The organism is Flagellimonas iocasae (assembly GCF_042682725.1).
In the GTDB taxonomy this organism is placed as follows: domain Bacteria; phylum Bacteroidota; class Bacteroidia; order Flavobacteriales; family Flavobacteriaceae; genus Flagellimonas; species Flagellimonas iocasae.
This window is the reverse complement of sequence record NZ_JBHUHU010000001.1, coordinates 1,106,664-1,124,369: the sequence shown is the minus strand read 5'-3', so window position 1 is coordinate 1,124,369 and position 17,706 is coordinate 1,106,664. Positions and strand designations below refer to the sequence as shown.

Sequence of the window (17,706 nt, the reverse complement as noted above, 5' to 3'; positions counted from 1 at the left end):
TTTTAGGTCTTTTCCTTGAAAAGTAGTTATTGTTAATCAAATCATGTTAGGTAACCCATGTAAGGCGGTATACTGAGCATATTAGTTCAAATCAACTTTATAGGTCTGATCAATTCCTCCAACATCAATGGAAACTCCTGTTCCATTTCTTTTGGTCAGGTAGGTGAACTTTTCACCCCATTTGATTTCATCCGCTTTATAAGATGATTTGGAATATACCGTCTGGGAAAAGGATTCATCAAACGCTTTAATAAAAACAAGGAACTCGGCATCCCTTTTCATCATATCCTCTGCTGAAACCCCCAACAAAGGGCTATTCTCACCAATAGGATGCACAATGGTCCACATCGTTGGAAAAAGTATCACTTTAGATCGTTCCAATTCCAAAAGGTGAAATTCTCGAGCTTCGGGATTGTCCTTACGTTGCATGGAAAGTGTAACGGAGGCTTCGACTTCAATGAGCTGATTATTTTTGGGGTTGACCACCCGGAACATAAAACCATTGATGTCTAGATATGGTGCAATGAGTCCGAAAGTGCTATATTTTATAGATGCGTAGGGTTTAGAGAATCGACCGTACATAAGACCCGTGGCCAGAGCAAATAGCAAAAGACCCATTAGTGATTCGGTGGCGGCCACGATATTGGTTGGAAGATTCAATGGAGCTACTTGGCCGTATCCAAGCGTAGTAATTGTTTGGGCACTAAAGAAGAAAGAGTCCATGAATTTTTCCAGTGTTGTGGTCCCTCGAATACCCGTCAAATGCTCGGTACCTATAATTACGTATAGACTTGCAAAAAACAAGTTTATGACAAAATAAACGGTGGCCAATATCGTAAAAAAAGAGGGCCATGACATGGTGACCAAAGAATGGAACATATTTATGCGCTCCATGAAAGGGACATTGTGTTTTCTTACATTAAATGTTCCGTCCTTATTGAGTGCTCTATAACCACTATTACCAGTCTTGGTATCTAAACCTAAGTCCTCATATCTGATTTTCCGCCTGGTTCTCAATCGGTTCTTAATTTTGAATTTTTATAAATTTTCTTAAAATTAAATTTTTTTTGCATTCCATCTCATTCATTCATTTATTGAATAAATTGATTTCTGGCAGAGAAAATAAATTTGGTCATAAGCTTGTCCAAACCATCTGAATAGGGCTTGAAATTGGTTTTATTTCTATTGATGCGGTTCGTTCTTGGATTGTGGATATGTGCTGAGATCTTCATGTCAACCACAAAAATCAGAGCAGTAACGTGGCCTTTGAAGACAACATTCTTTAGGATAATCTATTGACCAAAAGAGCATTGGTTCAATACTAAAATTAGTAAACCTTTTCACTCGTTTTAGATGAGGTTTTCAGGGGCACGTTCTTCGGTGAGCTGGTCTTAATTCAAAGTATTGATTACATGTTCCCCCACCTGTTTTCCTTGCTCAACTCCATTTTTAATCGCAGGCATGTAATGGATTCCTCCGTACAATCTACTAATAGCCGCCTCATCTGCGGCGTGTCTAAAGGATTTAAAAGGGCGGGGTGGAAGCCCATAGGTTACCTCCGTGGAGTCTACAAAACTGTAGTTGTCTCCTAGAAGGTCGGTCAGTACGGTGGCGGCGGAGCTAGAAGCAACGCTATGTCCACTCGTATATTCAGGAAAGGCTGGAGTTTGTAAAATGGGTTTCCAATCAGGGTCAATATACCGATTGATATAGGTTTCGGGCCGAATGAGTCCAGTATTGTATTTTGCGGTCCAACAACTAATAAATGCATCAGCAATGGTTACCGCCGTTTTGGCCAATACTTCCGAAGCTTTCATCGGATCTAATTTTTCCTTTTTGGCCACTTGGCATGCTATCATGATCCAGTGTCCGCCTGGTGAAATTTGTTGCTTGTAAAACATCACATGGCCTTTGGTATAGGAGATGTTGGGATTGCAGTCCCAAAACTTGGCCTTTGCCAAATTGTCCTCACTTAGATTGTTCACCGATTCGTACACATGCATGGTTTCTTGGTAGAACTGGGAGGATGGAATAGAATCGAACTGGGTAGGCGGAGCGGGTTCAAATTGATTGGATGCCTTTAACGTAAATGGCCTTAGAGTGCTCCAATTGGGCTCAATGGCTTCCATATAGTTGGGAGGAGTGGGCTGCCATGTGCCTGGGTCATTATTGATTTGATATCGAGACATGGCACTTCGCTCTTTGTATCCGTCTTTTTTAACCCATGCCATAATGTGTTCAGCCATCTGATTGCCAAAAGTGATAGAATTTTCGAGTATGGCGTTGTCAATGTTGGTAGCACGTACCTCGTTGAGGTAACCGCTTTGCAATTTTTCCATGGCCTCAGTGTTGAACACCAAATTTTTACCTACGCTGGAAAATGCAATCATTGCAGCTATGGGAAAATTGTATTCCTTGCCTTCCTCCACATTAGGAGTTTCTTCCAAACCATTCAGTTTACCTGCAAAGCTTTGAAAATCTGAATTTGATTTGCACATCACCTCGTAAGCGGCCACATTGCAATAGGCATAGATTCGGCTGGAAACCGGTGGTGTAAAAATGTCTTCGACAATAACATCGGTCAATTTGGAGTTCCAATCCATTACGGCGGTTTCTTCAAGTTGATGCAGCTTGACTTCGTCTACCTGACGAGCGCAACTGTTGAACATCAATGCAAAAAGGCCGATTAAAAATGAGCTTTTGAGTTGTTGATTCATTCCGTTTATCATTTCTTTTCCTATTGCAGCTGAAGTGTTATGATTGAATTTCTATTTTTCTTTTCTCCCCAAGATAGTCCACAATTTCTATATAATTGGTTGAGCTGGGATCATACCCAAGACTGCGGGAAGAATGACTAAGGTAAGACTCTCCATAATAGAATTCGGTCTTAAAAGAGCTTCCATTTTTTAGATGAACAATGGCATAGGCATCCATAGTTTCGGGCATCAGGTGTTTTATTTTGTTTCCAAAACTGTAGGATTGCAATTTCCCGGAATTTTGCGCCACCACTACATATTGTTGGCCATCTGATGACGAAATCGTGGCCATACCTTTGGCATCTCCACTGATATCCAAACCACTTTCCGTGGTTGAGACCGATGTAAAACCACCTTTTCCATCTCCCAAGAGGCTTAAACCGACAAATGCGTCGTAACGACCCATAAAAGGTTCTACAGTGAATTGATTCCCGGCTATGAGCACATCTAAATGGCCGTCGGCGTTATAATCGTTGACTTGCATGCCAAAGATTGGTGAAAATTGGGCTTGAATAGGTAACGAATGTGATTTGAATTTTCCATTGCCCAAGTTTTCCACGTAGGTACTGGCCAAATTGGTCGCCTTGTATATTTGAGCCCCATCCATATCTTTTTCCGATAGGGTATGCTCCATATCCGCAACGGAATAGGACTCGTAGTCCAAAAACCGATTGCGCATCCCATTAATTTGGTCGATGAGCACATCTCGGGGATGTATTAAATGTTCACTTCCATTTCGAAAGCAACTGATTAGGGGGTCTATATTCCCATTTTCATCAAAATCTTTGGCGTAAAGGGTCAATGGTTCCTCTGGACTTACCTTAAAATCGTTGTTGAGTCCTAGATTCCCCATAATATAGTCGATGTCGCCATCAGCATCAAAATCGCCGGAAACAATACTGTTCCAAAGCCCGTTCATGTTGGTAAGGCCTGTTTTTGGTGTGTGGTTTACGAGTTTTCCATTTTCATTTTTTAGAAATTGAATTTCCATGAACTCGCCAACCATGATCAAATCCATCCAACCGTCATTGTCAAAATCCGTCCAAAGGGCATCGGAGATCATGCCCAGTTTTCCATCGGAACCGAAAACGGATTGGGTTGCATCCTCGAATGTACCGTCATTATTTTTTAACACATAACTTTTTGGACTGGTAGGGTAGGCCCCATTGATTATTCGGCCACCGATAAAAATATCCAAATCGCCATCACGGTCAATATCCGCCAGGCGCACCACAGAGCCTCTGGAATCCCGTTCCAATAGTGTTGTTGGTGAGAAATTACCTTTCCCGTCGTTCACGTAGAGTACATCTTTATAATCCTTCCGCGTCATTTCCCAGACTCCACCGCCATCAATGGAAAGTAGGTCCAAGTCCCCGTCTGAGTCAATGTCTACAAATACAACGCCCATATCTTCCCTTGGTTTTTCATCGCTCAAGTCCTTAGGAGCAAATGTTCCATCTTTTTGTTGAATGAAAAGGCTTCCAAATTTTTGCTTGCTACCCCCAACATAAAAGTCTTCCAAATAATCTGCATTGACATCACCAACTGCAATTCCAGGCCCCAATTGATTATACATGCGCAGCAAGGAAGGCTGCCATTTAAATTCTATGAAGTTGTCTTCTTCATGCAGGTAATCAATATGCAATGCATCATTCATTTTGGTGAACAGCATTTTTTCATCCCTACTTTTGTTTGAAATTGGCTGTGCATCTCCTTCATTCAACACCAAGGTTTGGTTGGATTTAATTTCTTTCAAGGTCTGCACGTTTCCATTTGGCCATATTACTTTTAAGGAATCCACTTGTGAAGTTTTGCCCAATCCGAAGTGAAAAGCTTGCTCCACGTTGGATAAATACCCCCGAACAGGAGAATACAATTGAAATTGCGCCGAGCCATCATTGTATATATAAACTTTGGTGCCAGTCGGATCCTTGGTTCCAGTGAACTTTACCCGAAGAAATTGTCTGCTATTGCTTGTGGTATCTTGTTGTTCGATTGCATTGTTCTTATAAATGCTGGCTATGTCATCAATATTATTGATGACGAGTTCCAGGTCTCCGTCGTTGTCAAGATCCGCATAAGCTGCCCCATTGGAATAACTGGGAAGCTCAAACCCCCATTCATCAACCATATCTGTAAAAGACAGGTCCCCATTGTTTTTATAAATGTAATTGTGCAGCTTAACCTCTGGAAGAGACTGTAATTTTTCCAGTTGGTCTTTTTCATTGACTTTCTGTGATCCAAACACACCATTTTGTTTACTATAGACCACGAAATCCAAATTGGTGATGTCCCTTCGGTACCCATTGGTGATAAAGACATCCTTCCAACCATCATTGTCAAAATCGGCAAGGAGTGGTGCCCAACTCCAATCTGTGTTATGAAGTCCTGTCAATTGTCCTACCTCGCTAAAGGTTCCGTTACCATTGTTCAATTGGAGGGTGTTACGCACAAATTGAGGAGAATACCCAATATCTAGATTTCTGTTGTAGGTATCATAACTGGGCTTCATCATGGTCTGTTTGATACGCTTGTTATCCTGAGGAAACATATCCAGAACCATAATGTCCGATTTTCCGTCGTTGTCGATATCGGCCACATCATTCCCCATTCCATTATAGCTTTGGTGCTTGATGTATTCCTTTACTTTATTGGTAAACGTACCATCTTGATTGTTGACATAAAGAATGTCGTTGGTCAAAAAATCGTTGGAAATATAAAGGTCTGGCCACAAGTCTTCATTGATGTCGCAGACGGTGATTCCAAGGCCAAAGCCTTCAATGGAAATTCCGGCTTCTTGGCTCACGTTGGTAAATGTGCCATCACCGTTATTATGATAAAGAAGATCGGTACTTTGAGCCTCACCTTTAACTTCAATGGGTTTGGTGTTATTTCGGTTGTAATCGACCAGGGCATTTGTTAGTAGATATAAATCCTTGTGCCCATCCTTGTCATAATCGAAGAATAAAGCTTGAATACTATATCCGGTATCGGCGATGCCCATTTCTTGTGCCACTTCCTTGAAAGTGCCATCACCTTCATTTAAAAATAAAAGATTCCTTTTATCCTCATCTGTTGCACCTCTTAGACCACCTCTACAAACATAGATATCAATGAAACCATCGTTGTTTACATCGCACATGGAAACACCATTGCTCCATCCGTTGGTTGACACTCCTGCTCTATCCGTGATGTCTTCAAAAGTGAGATTTCCTTTGTTGAGGTAAAGTTTTCCTGAAACTTGGTTTCCACTAAAGTATATATCACTCAACCCATCATTATTGATGTCACCAATGGCGACACCGGCACCATTATACATATATTCAAATTCCAAAACATTGACGGAATCTGTGTTGGTGAGCCGGTTGTTGAAATCCACATGGCTTTCTTTAGGATCTAAAAGCTGGAAAAGTGTCTTTTTTTGACTTTTTTCGGAACAACTGGCCAAAATCCCTATTAAACCGATTAGAAAGATTTTAAATTTTAGTCTTTTTAAGTAATCACGCATAGTTCTAGTTAAAAAGTAACGATCTATAGTCCTATCAATCACCTTCAGGTGATTTGGACAAACCCGAAAAAGATATTATAAATGGTTGAAATACAATATTTTTTCTGCATTTATTAATCAACTTTTTGATCTATTAACCTTCTATTAATCATTGTTAAAAATCTGGGATGAAGCGCATCAATTTGTATAAAAAGTTGTGACAGAACCAAGTGTTGCTGTAGATATCAGTTTTCTATCTTTTTATTGATGTAAACCTATTGGAGCATGGCTTTCCTTGGCATGACGTGGATTATCCACGGTATGATAGCCTTCAAAGGAAGAACTTTTAGTGCCCTGAATGGTAATGGCTACCTATTTGTCGGTGGCATGTAAGTTCACCAAAACAAATGCATCCTTATTTTTGGTACTCCCTTTGTTCAGTCTTAAATTCATTTTTTGATGGAATTTTGAAGAAATATATCCAATGCAATCATAAAAAATAATGAATCTTTAACGGAATTAAATAGGATTGTAAATATCCAAATATAAGGCAAAACATAACTTCCGATATCAAATAACAATACCAATCTTTTGCCTAAATCATTATGAATGATACCTTAAGGATAATTAATTTTAAGGTGTCCATGTTTGTTCAGGAACAGTTCACAAATTGGAAAGTTAAAGCTATGATGAACGTCCAAAAGGAAAATCTGCCCACCAAGGTATGTCCTGTGTGCCATCGCTCTTTTTCGTGGCGAAAAAAATGGGAACGGGATTGGGACAATGTTACATATTGTAGTAAACGATGCAGAAAGGGAAAACAGGTTTAGTGTGGTTTGGGAACAATCTTCGGGTCAGAGACAATAACGCTCTAACTTTGGCCACAAGCAAACATTCCAGGGTAATCGGTATTTATTGTTTGGATGTAGAGCGGATGAAAATAGAGCAGTACGGGTTTAAAAAAATGGGAAAATTCAGGGCTAAGTTTTTGTTGCAAACCCTACAAGACCTTAAAAATGAACTCGAAAAACTTAACATTCCCCTCTATCTTGAAAAGGGTTCCCCAATTACGGTCATTCCAAAATACTGTAAGGAATTTCAAGTAGATGTCATTTATTATCAAGAGGAATTCACTGCCGAGGAGATTGAGGAAATCAATTCCTTAAGAGAAAAACTACCGGCTCATATTGATACCGTTGGAAGTTTTGACCAATTTCTTTTTCATCCAGACGATATGCCATTTCAATTGGACCAACTCCCCCAGGTTTTTACCAATTTTCGGAAAAAAGTAGAGTGCAACTGCACCGTTTTGCATGAAAGTATACCGAATAAATTATCCACAGATACTCTCGTTGATGGGAACAGGGACATCCCATCCTTAAATATTTTGGGATTTGATGAAGTGAACATACATCCAGATACTGCTTTTCCTTTTAAAGGCGGCTCGAATAGCGCTTTGGACCGAGTTGACCATTATTTTTTTCAGACACAAAAACTATCGGAATACAAAGAGACCCGAAATGGACTTATTGGAGCGGATTATAGCTCAAAGTTGTCCGCATGGTTGGCAAATGGCAGTATTTCACCAAAGACCATTTATTGGAAAGTGAAACAGTTTGAAAAGGAATATGGCAGTTCCTCGTCTTCATATTGGCTAATTTTTGAATTGCTTTGGAGGGATTATTTTAAGTATTTAGCCCTTAAACATGGAAACAGTCTGTTCAAAAGAAATGGAATATTGAATAAACCTATCCCTTGGAAAAAGGATGAAATGGAAATAACCAACTGGATTGAGGGAAAAACGGAAGAACCGTTTGTAAACGCCAATATGATCGAATTGAAAAAGACTGGTTGGATGAGCAACCGTGGCCGCCAAAATGTGGCTTCCTATTTTTCAAAGAGCCTTGGTCTTGATTGGCGTATTGGGGCCGCTTATTTTGAGGAGATGCTCATTGATTATGATGTCCATAGCAATTATGGAAATTGGCAATATGTGGCGGGGGTAGGCAACGACCCAAGAGATCGTAAGTTCAATGTTTCGTTCCAAGCGGAACGCTATGACCCCGATGGAGAATACAGGAAGCTATGGTTACAATCATGATAGGGTGCCTGGGCTCCAAGGTTGTTTTTTTTTTTTTGAACTCCATCGAATCTCAACTAGTGCAATCAAACAAAAATATCCAAGTATTTCACGAAATCGGATTCCGGAATAATTCCATGGGGCTCAAGAGAACTGAAGTAAATGCTATCACCTTCTTTCAAAAGATATTCAACACGCCCAACCTTTATTTTAAGGGATCCCTCCAAAACATAGAGAAATTCTTCCCCATCGTGGGTCAATGAGTGCTTTTTTACTTCGCCCTTGACCGCAGTAAAAATAAAAGGCTGCATTTTTTTTTGATGCACCTTTGGTGCAAAAGGGTAAATACTATAGCCTTTGTTTGTTTTGGTAAGATTTCCTTCCACCTCCAACGCCAATGTCATTTCAGAACTTATCAGCGTGTCGGATTCCATTAAGTCGCTAACTTTTACCCCAAGTACACTAGCAATCTTTACCAAAGCTGCAATGGATGGAAGCGCCTTGTTGTTCTCAATTTTTGAAATCATGCTTTTCGACATCTCGCATTGATCGGCCAAATCTTGTAGGGTTCTTTTTTGCGAAATCCGAAGTTGCTTAATGTTCAATCCAACAATGCTTTGCTTTCTAGAATCTTTCATCTAATTTGGGATTATTGAAAACCAGTACGTTACCCTTGGAAACATACTGCGCCATCAATAGGTGTGTTAACTATGAATTATAATCCGTTGTGATACGGGGCTCAATATAGGAATTTATCCCAAGTAAACCGCTTGGTGCTAAATCCAAAAAAAGGGTTGAACACCTACTGGTCTTACGTCAAAATTAAACAAAGTATAATTCAATTCAACAAAGTTGAATTTACCAAATATTTTGCGTAGTATTGTTTTTGGGCAGGTTTGTTTGGAAAAAATATAAAGTTTGAGCCTTTCATTTATCATTTTGATAATCCGATTCTCTTTTTTGATTTAACTAGAATCAACCAAAAACGAATAGTACTAATTCTATATATCAACGTTGATTATGAAACAATACAATCTTATCCCTTTAAAATTGCATTTCAAGAAGGAGATTTTTTGGATGCTATTTTTCCTTTTTAGTATTCTCAGTTTAGAGTCTATCCATTCGCAGGCTGAAGACGTTGTTTCCATTGAAGTGGACCTCACCACGGAAAAAGGAGAGATGAAACCCATTTGGGCTTGGTGGGGCTATGATGAGCCCAATTATACGTATATGAAAGATGGGACCAAATTGCTTACGGAAATATCCAATTTGAGTGCCACCCCGGTATACGTAAGGGCACATAGTTTATTGGTTACCGATGAAGGCCCAAGAGCAGCACTGAAATGGGGCTCCACCAATGCATATACAGAAGACGCCAAAGGAAATCCAGTGTATGATTGGACGATTATTGATAAAATATTCGACACCTATGTAGATAGAGGAATGAAACCCATGGCCCAAATTGGGTTCATGCCAAAAGCCTTATCAAAAAAGCCAGAACCCTACAGACATTACTGGAAACCTGGGGCAAAGTATGAGGAAATCTATACAGGATGGGCCTATCCTCCAAAGAGTTATAAAAAATGGGCGGAATTGGTCTATCAATGGGTGTTACATTCTGTAGATCGCTATGGGAAAGAGGAGGTGGAAAGCTGGTATTGGGAATTATGGAACGAACCCAATATTGGATATTGGAGAGGCACTACCAAGGAGTACATCAAACTATACGACTATACGGCCGATGCTGTAAAAAGAGCACTTCCAACAGCAAGAATTGGCGGACCTGAGGTAACAGGACCCTCTTGGGATGTGTCCGAAGAGTTTATGAGGGAATTCTTGGATCACGTAACCAGTGGTAAAAATTATGCCACCGGCGAAACAGGTTCCCCATTGGATTTTATCACCTTTCACGCTAAAGGAAGCCCGAAAGTGGTCAATGGAATTGTCCAAATGAATATGTCAAACCAACTACGGGATATTGACAAAGGTTTCGAGATTGTGGCCTCTTACCCACAGTTCAAAGATCTGCCCATTGTCATTGGGGAGTCTGATCCCGAAGGTTGCGCAGCTTGCTCAGAAGAAGACTATCCGCACAATGCCTACAGAAATGGAACCATGTACTCTAGTTATACAGCGGCTTCTTTTGCCAGAAAGTATGATTTGGCGGACCATCATAGTGTCAATCTTTTAGGTGCCGTAACTTGGGGATTTGAGTTTGAGGATCAACCATGGTATGCTGGTTTTAGGGATATGGCCACCAATGGTGTTGATAAGCCCGTATTGAACGTGTTTCGAATGTTCGGGATGATGACAGGAAATAGAGTCGCTGTTACTGGAGATTTAGCCTATGACTACCAAGAAATTACCAATAACAGTGTTAGGGGCACCAAAACCGATGTGAATGCCATAGCCAGCAAGGATGATGGAACAGCGGCAATTATGGTGTGGAACTATCATGATGATAATATTGAAGGCGTACCAACCAATGTAAAAGTTCAAGTGAAAGGATTGCCCAAAGCACGGGTTTTAATGCACCACTATAGAATCGACAAGGAAAACAGCAATTCCTATGAGGTATGGAAAGAAATGGGCTCTCCACAAAATCCCTTGCCAGAACAGATTCAGGAACTTGAAAAGGCGGGTCAGTTGAAGTTGTTGACCTCACCTACCTATATAACTATTTCCGAAAGTACCTCGACTATAGAGATGGAATTGCCAAGGCAGGGCGTTTCCCTTCTTAAGTTTTCGTGGTAAGCGGGTATCAACAGTATGAATAATAGCTAATCTAAAACTGAATAAAACTAAATAACACCTAAATGAAGATTAAGAACATACGGGCTAAGCTGTACCAGTGGACAGGACCCGTAAAGACCAGCGACACAATTTTTGCCACGCCGCTTAGCCCATTGCCATTCCAGAAGGATTCACAAGCTCCATTTCGATTTTTTAGTTGGCTGGTGGTTGTGGTTGAAACCGATGATGGCACAATTGGTTTGGGAAATGCAGGGTTGTCTCCGGATGTGGCCAAGTTGGTTGTAGATGCCAAACTAACACCATTGCTCATCGGTGAAAACCCATTGAACACCGAATATCTTTTTGAAAAAATGTATCGCTCCACTGTTGCCTACGGTCGCAAAGGTGCTGTATTGGCAGCCATAAGCGCTGTGGACATTGCCCTATGGGACATAAAAGGGAAAATCATGGGGCAGCCCATCTTCATGTTGATGGGAGGAAGAACCAAAGAAATCATCCCTACCTATTACAGCAGATTGTATACACGTGACCTTGATAGCCTCAGGAAAGAAGCCGAACATTACAAAGCTGAAGGCTTTACAGGGATGAAACTTCGTTGTGGTTATCCGTTGCGGGATGGAATCCAAGGCATGAAAAAGAACGTGGAAATGGTAAAAGTGGTCAGAGAGGTTGTCGGGGATGACGTGGACATCATGCTTGAAGCCTATATGGGATTCAACTATTCCTATGCCAGACGTTTTCTTAAGTTGTTGGAACCTTATAACTTAAGGTGGGTGGAAGAGTTGTTATTGCCCGATGAAATCCATAATTTTTCAAAACTAAAACGAGAAACGGGAATTCCGCTTTCAGGAGGTGAACATGAATACACCAGATTCGGGTTTCATGATTTGCTCCAGGCGAATGCATTGGACATCTTTCAATTTGATACCAACAGAGTAGGAGGATTCACGGAAGCCTTGAAAATTTGCAACATGGCCCAATGTCATGGGGTAGAGATCATACCGCATGGCGGACAAATGCACAATCTACATGTGGTCATGAGCTCTTTTGCGTCCCCAATGGCAGAATATTTTCCAAAAACGGAAATCGAAGTCGGAAATGAACTCTTTTGGTACATTTTTGATGGAGAGGCCATCACGGAAAATGGACAACTTCAACTGGATGACCATAAACCCGGTCTTGGACTAACCCTAAAAACTGAAGATTTAACGCACTTTAATATCATTGAATAAAAACCTATAGATGAAGAACAGCATACTAGAACAACTTAGCTTACAAGGAAAAACTGCTTTAATTGTTGGAGGAAATAGGGGACTGGGCTTGGCAATCGCCAAAGCTTTCGCCGAAATGGGAGCCAACATATCCATTGCTGCACGTGATGATAAAACCAATCGCAATGCAGCGGATGAAATAAAGGAACAGTATGGGTCGGAATGCATTGTCCACAGCTGCGATGTTACCGATGAAGAAAATGTCAAGGAAACTGTTTCAAAAACAGCTGAGCATTTTGGCAAAATTGATATTCTCGTCAATTCCGCAGGAATCAATATTAGGGGGAAAATTGATGAACTCTCCGTTTCGGAATTCAATAAAGTACAGGAGGTAAATGTCACAGGATCTTGGTTGGCATGTCGAGAAGTAGTGCCCATCATGAAAAAGAACGGTTATGGTAGAATCATCAACATAGGATCAATGCTATCCTTGACCGCAATCCCAGAAAGGACCCCATACGCAACCAGTAAGGGGGCCATTTTACAGCTGACGCGAAGTTTGGGAATAGAACTTGCCAAAGAAGGCATAACAGTTAATGCCATTCTTCCTGGTCCATTTGCCACGGAATTGAATCTGCCACTCTTGGAAAATCCAGAAAAATACAAGGATTTTATTTCCAAAATACCAATGGGAAGATGGGCAGAGCCCCATGAAATTGGTCCATTGGCACTATACCTCGCGAGTCCCGCTTCTGGATTTGTTACTGGGGCAGGATTCTCAATAGATGGTGGCTGGATAGCTCAATAAGGAAGACGAACCAAAATAAAACTGAAAAATTAAATGACCTCGAATAAATTACATCTGGTGCAGCTTCAGCATCCGACAAATGGAAGGGCAATAGCCATGGTAAAAGAACCCAATCTTGTTTTGATAGATGGATTTACCTCGGTGTATGATTTGGCTTTGACCGCTATTGAAAATGAAGATTCCATACAATCTATTGTTCAGTCCAAATTGTCCAATGATACGTTGGATTATGATTCCATTTATAAGGGAAACAGCGATTGGAAATTACTTCCCTCCTTCGATCATCCTGAAGACCCCTTAAAATGTATGGTCTCAGGAACAGGACTTACTCATCATAACAGTGCATTAAACCGACAGATGATGCATCAATCGGAGAAAACAACTCCTACGGACAGCATCAAAATTTACGAATGGGGAGTCCAAGGTGGTTTTCCAAAAAAAGGAGAAATAGGAGTTCAGCCCGAATGGTTCTACAAAGGAAATGGCACCGTCCTTAAAGGTCAAGGCGGCTCTCTTGAGATACCCACGTATGCGGATGATGGGGGAGAGGAACCCGAATTGGCGGGAATTTATGTAGTTGATAAAAGCGGTCGGCCTTGGAGAATTGGACTAAGTGTTGCCAACGAGTTTTCCGATCATATTATGGAAAAAAAGAACTATTTGTATTTGGCACCTTCCAAGATAAGGCAATGTGCAATAGGACCAGAAATCGTTATCGATGCTGATTTTACCGAATATACCGGAGAGGTAAGTATCACCAGAAATGGAAAGGAGCTGTGGAAATCCGCGATAAAAACTGGGGGCACCAATATGTGCCACAGTCTGGAAAATCTGGAATATCATCATTTTAAATATCCTTCCCATCGCATACCATTTCAGGCTCATGTCCATTTTTTTGGGGCAGATGCCTTTAGTTTCGGGAGCCAGATAACTTTGGAACAAGATGATACAATGACCGTTGCATGGGATGGTTTGGGAAGACCATTGCAAACCAAATTGAATCAGGTCACAGATGAGGAAAAGATGATTTCTGTACAATCCTTAAAATAGATATCACGAACCATGACAATTTTCAATACCGTTCCCTTCAAGCTAGTTTTAGATAAAAACGGTTAGAGTTGGTGCTAATGATAGAAGGTAATTGGGAAGAAGAAAGTTTAAGTGGTGCGCAGTTAAAAGACATATGACTACACACGTAGCACATAAAAAAATCTTGATAGTCCTTTTTCTTGTAGCATTTGGATTTACCTCATGCAAGAACAATGACAAAGAGGGAAAAACATCAAAGCCTGGGCTAATATTTAGGTTGGCCTTGGAAATGAAGCCTGAGACCAAGATTTGGGAGGTGGCAAATCTCTTTCGGGAAGAGTTACAAAAAGCCTCACCAGAGCATGGGATTGAACAGGGTGAAATTGTAGTGGATTTTTATGATCAAGGGTCTATCGGAACAGAACGTCAATTACTGGAGGCCTGTAGTTTTGGTGTGGTCGAAGTGGTACAGGTAAACTCTGCGGTGGTGACCACCATAGAACCCTCGTATGCCATTTTAAACCTTCCCTACCTTTTTGTTGATAAAGAACACCATCAGAAAGTGTTGAATGGCCCAACGGGCAAAGAAATGTTGAATATGCTCTCGAAGCACGATCTTCAAGGGCTGGGATTTTATAGTGCAGGTTTTCGGAGTATGTTCTTTACCTACCCAAAAGACCGCCCATGTGCTTCTACGCCGGAAGAATTTAAGGGGCTTAAAATTCGAGTAATGGAAAGTCCTACCATGATCAACACCATCAATGCCATGGGTGCGAGTGCATCGCCCTTACCTTTCTCTGAACTGTATCAGGGCATAAAAACCGGTGTGGTTGATGGTGCAGAGAACAGTGTAAAGGTATTTGCTTCTTACCGATATCAAGAGGCAGGGTGCAACTGCTTTTCCCTAACGGAACATTCTGCAGACCAGCATGTCCTTATTGTCAACCAAAAATGGCTGAATGATTTAGAACCAAAATATAGGAATAGGATCAAGGAAGTGGCTTCTGCTATAACCCCAAAATATAATGCTATTTGGGATGCTACAAGCAAAGAGGCTATGGAATATGTGGAACAAAACTCGGTCCGTGTACAGGAAGTGGACAAAACAGCTTTCATGGAATCCGTGACCCCTGTTTATGATGAATTTTTTGAGATATATCCGAATGTCTCGAGAGCCCTTTTTAATCAAATAAAAAATGATTGATGAAACACATAATAGATAAAATGGTGGATGGACTTTTGGCATTAATACTGGGGTCGATGTCGCTCATCGTGGCTGCTAATGTCTTCTTTAGGTTTGTGCTGAATGCATCGCTCTATTGGGTGGATGAGGTTGCCCAGATACTGTTGGTCTGGCTCACCTTTATTGGAGCCGCATTGGCAATCCGGGAAAAGGCGCACTACGTCCTTAATTTTTTAAGTGAAAAATTGAAGGGTAAGGCCCAACGTCCATTTTATATACTACAACAAGTACTCATTTTATTTTCCATTATCCTGCTGTTGTATTACGGTTCCATAGTGGTATGGAAGATTCGATATTGGGTAATGCCCGCCACGGAGATTTCCAGAATGTTCGTCTATATCGCCTGCCCTTTGGGGTGTGCCTTAATGTTGTACTATGCTCTTTGGGGAATTCGATCGGAATACATCAATAAAAAAGAGCATCAGGAATGACAAGCTCAAGAAACCAATACAAAATGATCACTAAAAGATTCCAATGGGCACCATACTTATAATTACCTTTTTGATTTTACTGCTCTTGGATGTGCCAGTGGCTTTCTGCATGGTGCTATCTTGTTTTGCGGCCTTATTGTATGTGGGTGTAGATCCCATTATGGTTGGTTTGGAAACCACCCGGTCCTTGTCATCTTTTTATTCCTTTCTGGCTGTTCCGTTTTTCATCCTGGCAGGTGAACTTATGAATTATGGAGGTCTATCCCAACGATTGATCAGACTGGTTAAGGCATTGATAGGCCATTATAGAATTGGGTTGCCAGCGGTAACCACAGTCTCCTCGCAAATGTTTGGAGCGGTCTCAGGTGCCTCCGCGGCCACTTGTGCTGCTGTTGGAGGAATTATGATTCCCGCATTGGAGAAAAATGGATATAACCGAGCTTTCAGTACAGCATTGGCTGCATGTTCAGGCACTACAGGGGCTTTGATTCCCCCAAGTATACTACTGCTCATATATGGTACGTTGGCCAATGTATCCATTGAAAAACTGTTCATAGGTGGCATTATTCCGGGAGTTCTTGTTGGAATCAGTATTATAATCATTAGCAGCTATATGACTCGAAAAATGACCATAGTAAAAGAGCCAAAAGCTGACCTCAAGGAAATAAAGGAAAGTTTTATAGGGGCTCTTTTTCCAATCGGTTTGGTGGTTGTGATCTTTGTAGGTATCATGGGTGGATTTTTTACCGCCACGGAAGCTTCGGCAGTGGCAGTGGTCTACGCAGCTTTGGTAGGATATTTTGCATATCGTAAACTAAAGTTGAAGGATCTTCCAAAAATTCTGTTGTCATCGGCCAAAACAACGGCAGCTTTGAGCTTTTTGATTGCATGCGCAAGTCTGTTCGCTTGGACTTTGGCCATTGGAAAAATTCCAGAAATGATTACCGGGGACTTGATTGGTTTTTGCGACAGCTTGATCGAATTTTCAGGCATTGATTTTTCACCGGACACCCTTGCAAGTGTCAGAGTATTTTTGGTTCTCATTGTTCTTAACATCACTCTTTTGTTTGTGGGAATGTTCATTGATGCAGGTCCAGGCTTACTCATTGTCGTACCCGTGGTATTGCCCATAAGTCAAGCTATAGGGATGGACCTTGGACTTGATGCCGTACATTTTGGAATACTTGTGGTTTCCAATATGATCATCGGGTTGGTAACACCACCGGTAGGTTCCACACTTTTTGTGGCAAGTGCCGTAGGAAAAGTGTCGATTTCAAAAATGACTCCATATGTATTGAAGTTTCTTTTGGCAATGATCATTATTCAAATCCTAATCACCTATTACGCTCCAATAACGACGTTTTTACCCTCATTGATGCCTTAGAATCATGACGAAATAAAAAACTCATAATATTAAAAAGAAAGTGCAAGTTAGTTAGTTTAGTTCTTTTAGTGAAAAGTGCAGTGTAAAAGCTGAGCTTTTTAAGTGTTAGTTTTATTCAGTTGATTAGCGAAAAGCGTAGTGTCATAGCTGCGCTTTTTTTATTACAAAAGAATGACATAATCATGAAGAATGGAGGTGTTTTTTTTTGCCAAATAATTGTATCCAAGAACGTTATTGACTCAGCTCAATCAAGAGCTTGTAAAATTAATCATCATTCTGACCAAAATGAATGATTCATGATGGTTGCGTTATTCTGAAATCTTTCACATTATTAATACTGGAATAGCAAATTATACCATTGGTAACTTCTAAAAGCGCACTGAACAGGTAACATAGTATCATAAAAGGATAAGATAGGATTAAAATATGAGTTTTAGTACACTAATTTTATAAGTGTAAAAACATCACTTGTAAACCTTTGGTAATTCCAAGGGTTTGATACAGAGTGTTTTTTAGAAAAATC

The 17,706-nt window shown here is 40.7% G+C and carries 13 protein-coding genes; 9 read left to right on the top strand and 4 right to left on the bottom strand.

What is annotated here, in order from left to right; all coding sequences use genetic code 11:
* Window positions 1–81: 81 nt before the first annotated feature.
* From ACFSJE_RS04870 to ACFSJE_RS04860, 3 genes are all read right to left on the bottom strand, one after another.
* On the bottom strand, window positions 82–1,017 hold the full coding sequence (locus tag ACFSJE_RS04870; protein ID WP_379829859.1) for an ion channel: 936 nt from the start codon (window positions 1,015–1,017) through the stop codon (window positions 82–84).
* Window positions 1,018–1,391: 374 nt separating this feature from the next.
* Window positions 1,392–2,717, bottom strand: a complete 1,326-nt coding sequence (locus ACFSJE_RS04865) for a vanadium-dependent haloperoxidase (protein ID WP_379829858.1) — start codon at window positions 2,715–2,717, stop codon at window positions 1,392–1,394.
* 37 nt (window positions 2,718–2,754) lie between these two features.
* The gene (locus tag ACFSJE_RS04860; protein WP_379829857.1) at window positions 2,755–6,264 is read right to left on the bottom strand and encodes a VCBS repeat-containing protein; all 3,510 of its coding nucleotides are present in this window, start codon (window positions 6,262–6,264) and stop codon (window positions 2,755–2,757) included.
* A gap of 584 nt (window positions 6,265–6,848) precedes the next feature.
* Here ACFSJE_RS04860 and ACFSJE_RS04855 point away from each other — a divergent pair.
* Together ACFSJE_RS04855 and ACFSJE_RS04850 are read left to right on the top strand one after the other, a co-directional pair.
* A complete protein-coding gene (locus tag ACFSJE_RS04855) occupies window positions 6,849–7,073 on the top strand; it encodes a DUF2256 domain-containing protein (RefSeq protein WP_379829856.1) in 225 nt (74 codons plus the stop codon).
* On the top strand, window positions 7,049–8,344 hold the full coding sequence (locus ACFSJE_RS04850; RefSeq protein ID WP_379829855.1) for a DASH family cryptochrome: 1,296 nt from the start codon (window positions 7,049–7,051) through the stop codon (window positions 8,342–8,344). The genes ACFSJE_RS04855 and ACFSJE_RS04850 overlap by 25 nt, the downstream gene beginning before the upstream one ends.
* A gap of 65 nt (window positions 8,345–8,409) precedes the next feature.
* Here the strand turns inward: ACFSJE_RS04850 and ACFSJE_RS04845 are convergent, their stop codons facing one another.
* The gene (locus tag ACFSJE_RS04845) at window positions 8,410–8,961 is read right to left on the bottom strand and encodes a helix-turn-helix domain-containing protein (RefSeq protein WP_379829854.1); all 552 of its coding nucleotides are present in this window, start codon (window positions 8,959–8,961) and stop codon (window positions 8,410–8,412) included.
* A 382-nt stretch (window positions 8,962–9,343) separates the two neighbouring features.
* Between ACFSJE_RS04845 and ACFSJE_RS04840 the strand changes: the two genes are divergently transcribed.
* The 7 genes from ACFSJE_RS04840 (at window position 9,344) to ACFSJE_RS04810 (ending at window position 17,183) form a co-directional block, all read left to right on the top strand.
* The gene (locus ACFSJE_RS04840; RefSeq protein ID WP_379829853.1) at window positions 9,344–11,077 is read left to right on the top strand and encodes a GH39 family glycosyl hydrolase; all 1,734 of its coding nucleotides are present in this window, start codon (window positions 9,344–9,346) and stop codon (window positions 11,075–11,077) included.
* 62 nt (window positions 11,078–11,139) lie between these two features.
* The gene (locus ACFSJE_RS04835; protein ID WP_379829852.1) at window positions 11,140–12,309 is read left to right on the top strand and encodes an enolase C-terminal domain-like protein; all 1,170 of its coding nucleotides are present in this window, start codon (window positions 11,140–11,142) and stop codon (window positions 12,307–12,309) included.
* A gap of 10 nt (window positions 12,310–12,319) precedes the next feature.
* Window positions 12,320–13,096 carry an SDR family NAD(P)-dependent oxidoreductase gene (locus ACFSJE_RS04830; RefSeq protein ID WP_379829851.1) on the top strand — a complete coding sequence of 259 codons (777 nt, stop codon included), beginning with the start codon at window positions 12,320–12,322 and terminating at the stop codon, window positions 13,094–13,096.
* A 33-nt stretch (window positions 13,097–13,129) separates the two neighbouring features.
* On the top strand, window positions 13,130–14,146 hold the full coding sequence (araD1, locus tag ACFSJE_RS04825; protein WP_379829850.1) for an AraD1 family protein: 1,017 nt from the start codon (window positions 13,130–13,132) through the stop codon (window positions 14,144–14,146).
* A gap of 133 nt (window positions 14,147–14,279) precedes the next feature.
* Window positions 14,280–15,329 (top strand): TRAP transporter substrate-binding protein DctP, encoded by a 1,050-nt coding sequence (gene dctP / locus ACFSJE_RS04820; RefSeq protein WP_379829849.1) that lies wholly within the window; start codon window positions 14,280–14,282, stop codon window positions 15,327–15,329.
* The gene (locus tag ACFSJE_RS04815; RefSeq protein WP_379829848.1) at window positions 15,329–15,799 is read left to right on the top strand and encodes a TRAP transporter small permease; all 471 of its coding nucleotides are present in this window, start codon (window positions 15,329–15,331) and stop codon (window positions 15,797–15,799) included. Before dctP ends, ACFSJE_RS04815 begins: the two co-directional genes overlap by 1 nt.
* 43 nt (window positions 15,800–15,842) lie before the next feature.
* The gene (locus ACFSJE_RS04810; protein WP_379829847.1) at window positions 15,843–17,183 is read left to right on the top strand and encodes a TRAP transporter large permease; all 1,341 of its coding nucleotides are present in this window, start codon (window positions 15,843–15,845) and stop codon (window positions 17,181–17,183) included.
* Window positions 17,184–17,706 lie beyond the last annotated feature (523 nt).

Excerpts from the sequence above, each read along its gene's own strand:
- ACFSJE_RS04855 (WP_379829856.1), top strand. The coding sequence starts at position 6,849 with ATGAATGATACCTTAAGGATAATTAATTTTAAGGTGTCCATGTTTGTT.
- ACFSJE_RS04810 (WP_379829847.1), top strand. The coding sequence starts at position 15,843 with ATGGGCACCATACTTATAATTACCTTTTTGATTTTACTGCTCTTGGAT.
- ACFSJE_RS04845 (WP_379829854.1), bottom strand. The coding sequence starts at position 8,961 with ATGAAAGATTCTAGAAAGCAAAGCATTGTTGGATTGAACATTAAGCAA.
- ACFSJE_RS04840 (WP_379829853.1), top strand. The coding sequence starts at position 9,344 with ATGAAACAATACAATCTTATCCCTTTAAAATTGCATTTCAAGAAGGAG.
- ACFSJE_RS04835 (WP_379829852.1), top strand. The coding sequence starts at position 11,140 with ATGAAGATTAAGAACATACGGGCTAAGCTGTACCAGTGGACAGGACCC.
- dctP (WP_379829849.1), top strand. The coding sequence starts at position 14,280 with ATGACTACACACGTAGCACATAAAAAAATCTTGATAGTCCTTTTTCTT.
- ACFSJE_RS04830 (WP_379829851.1), top strand. The coding sequence starts at position 12,320 with ATGAAGAACAGCATACTAGAACAACTTAGCTTACAAGGAAAAACTGCT.
- ACFSJE_RS04860 (WP_379829857.1), bottom strand. The coding sequence starts at position 6,264 with ATGCGTGATTACTTAAAAAGACTAAAATTTAAAATCTTTCTAATCGGT.
- ACFSJE_RS04850 (WP_379829855.1), top strand. The coding sequence starts at position 7,049 with ATGCAGAAAGGGAAAACAGGTTTAGTGTGGTTTGGGAACAATCTTCGG.
- araD1 (WP_379829850.1), top strand. The coding sequence starts at position 13,130 with ATGACCTCGAATAAATTACATCTGGTGCAGCTTCAGCATCCGACAAAT.
- ACFSJE_RS04815 (WP_379829848.1), top strand. The coding sequence starts at position 15,329 with ATGAAACACATAATAGATAAAATGGTGGATGGACTTTTGGCATTAATA.
- ACFSJE_RS04865 (WP_379829858.1), bottom strand. The coding sequence starts at position 2,717 with ATGAATCAACAACTCAAAAGCTCATTTTTAATCGGCCTTTTTGCATTG.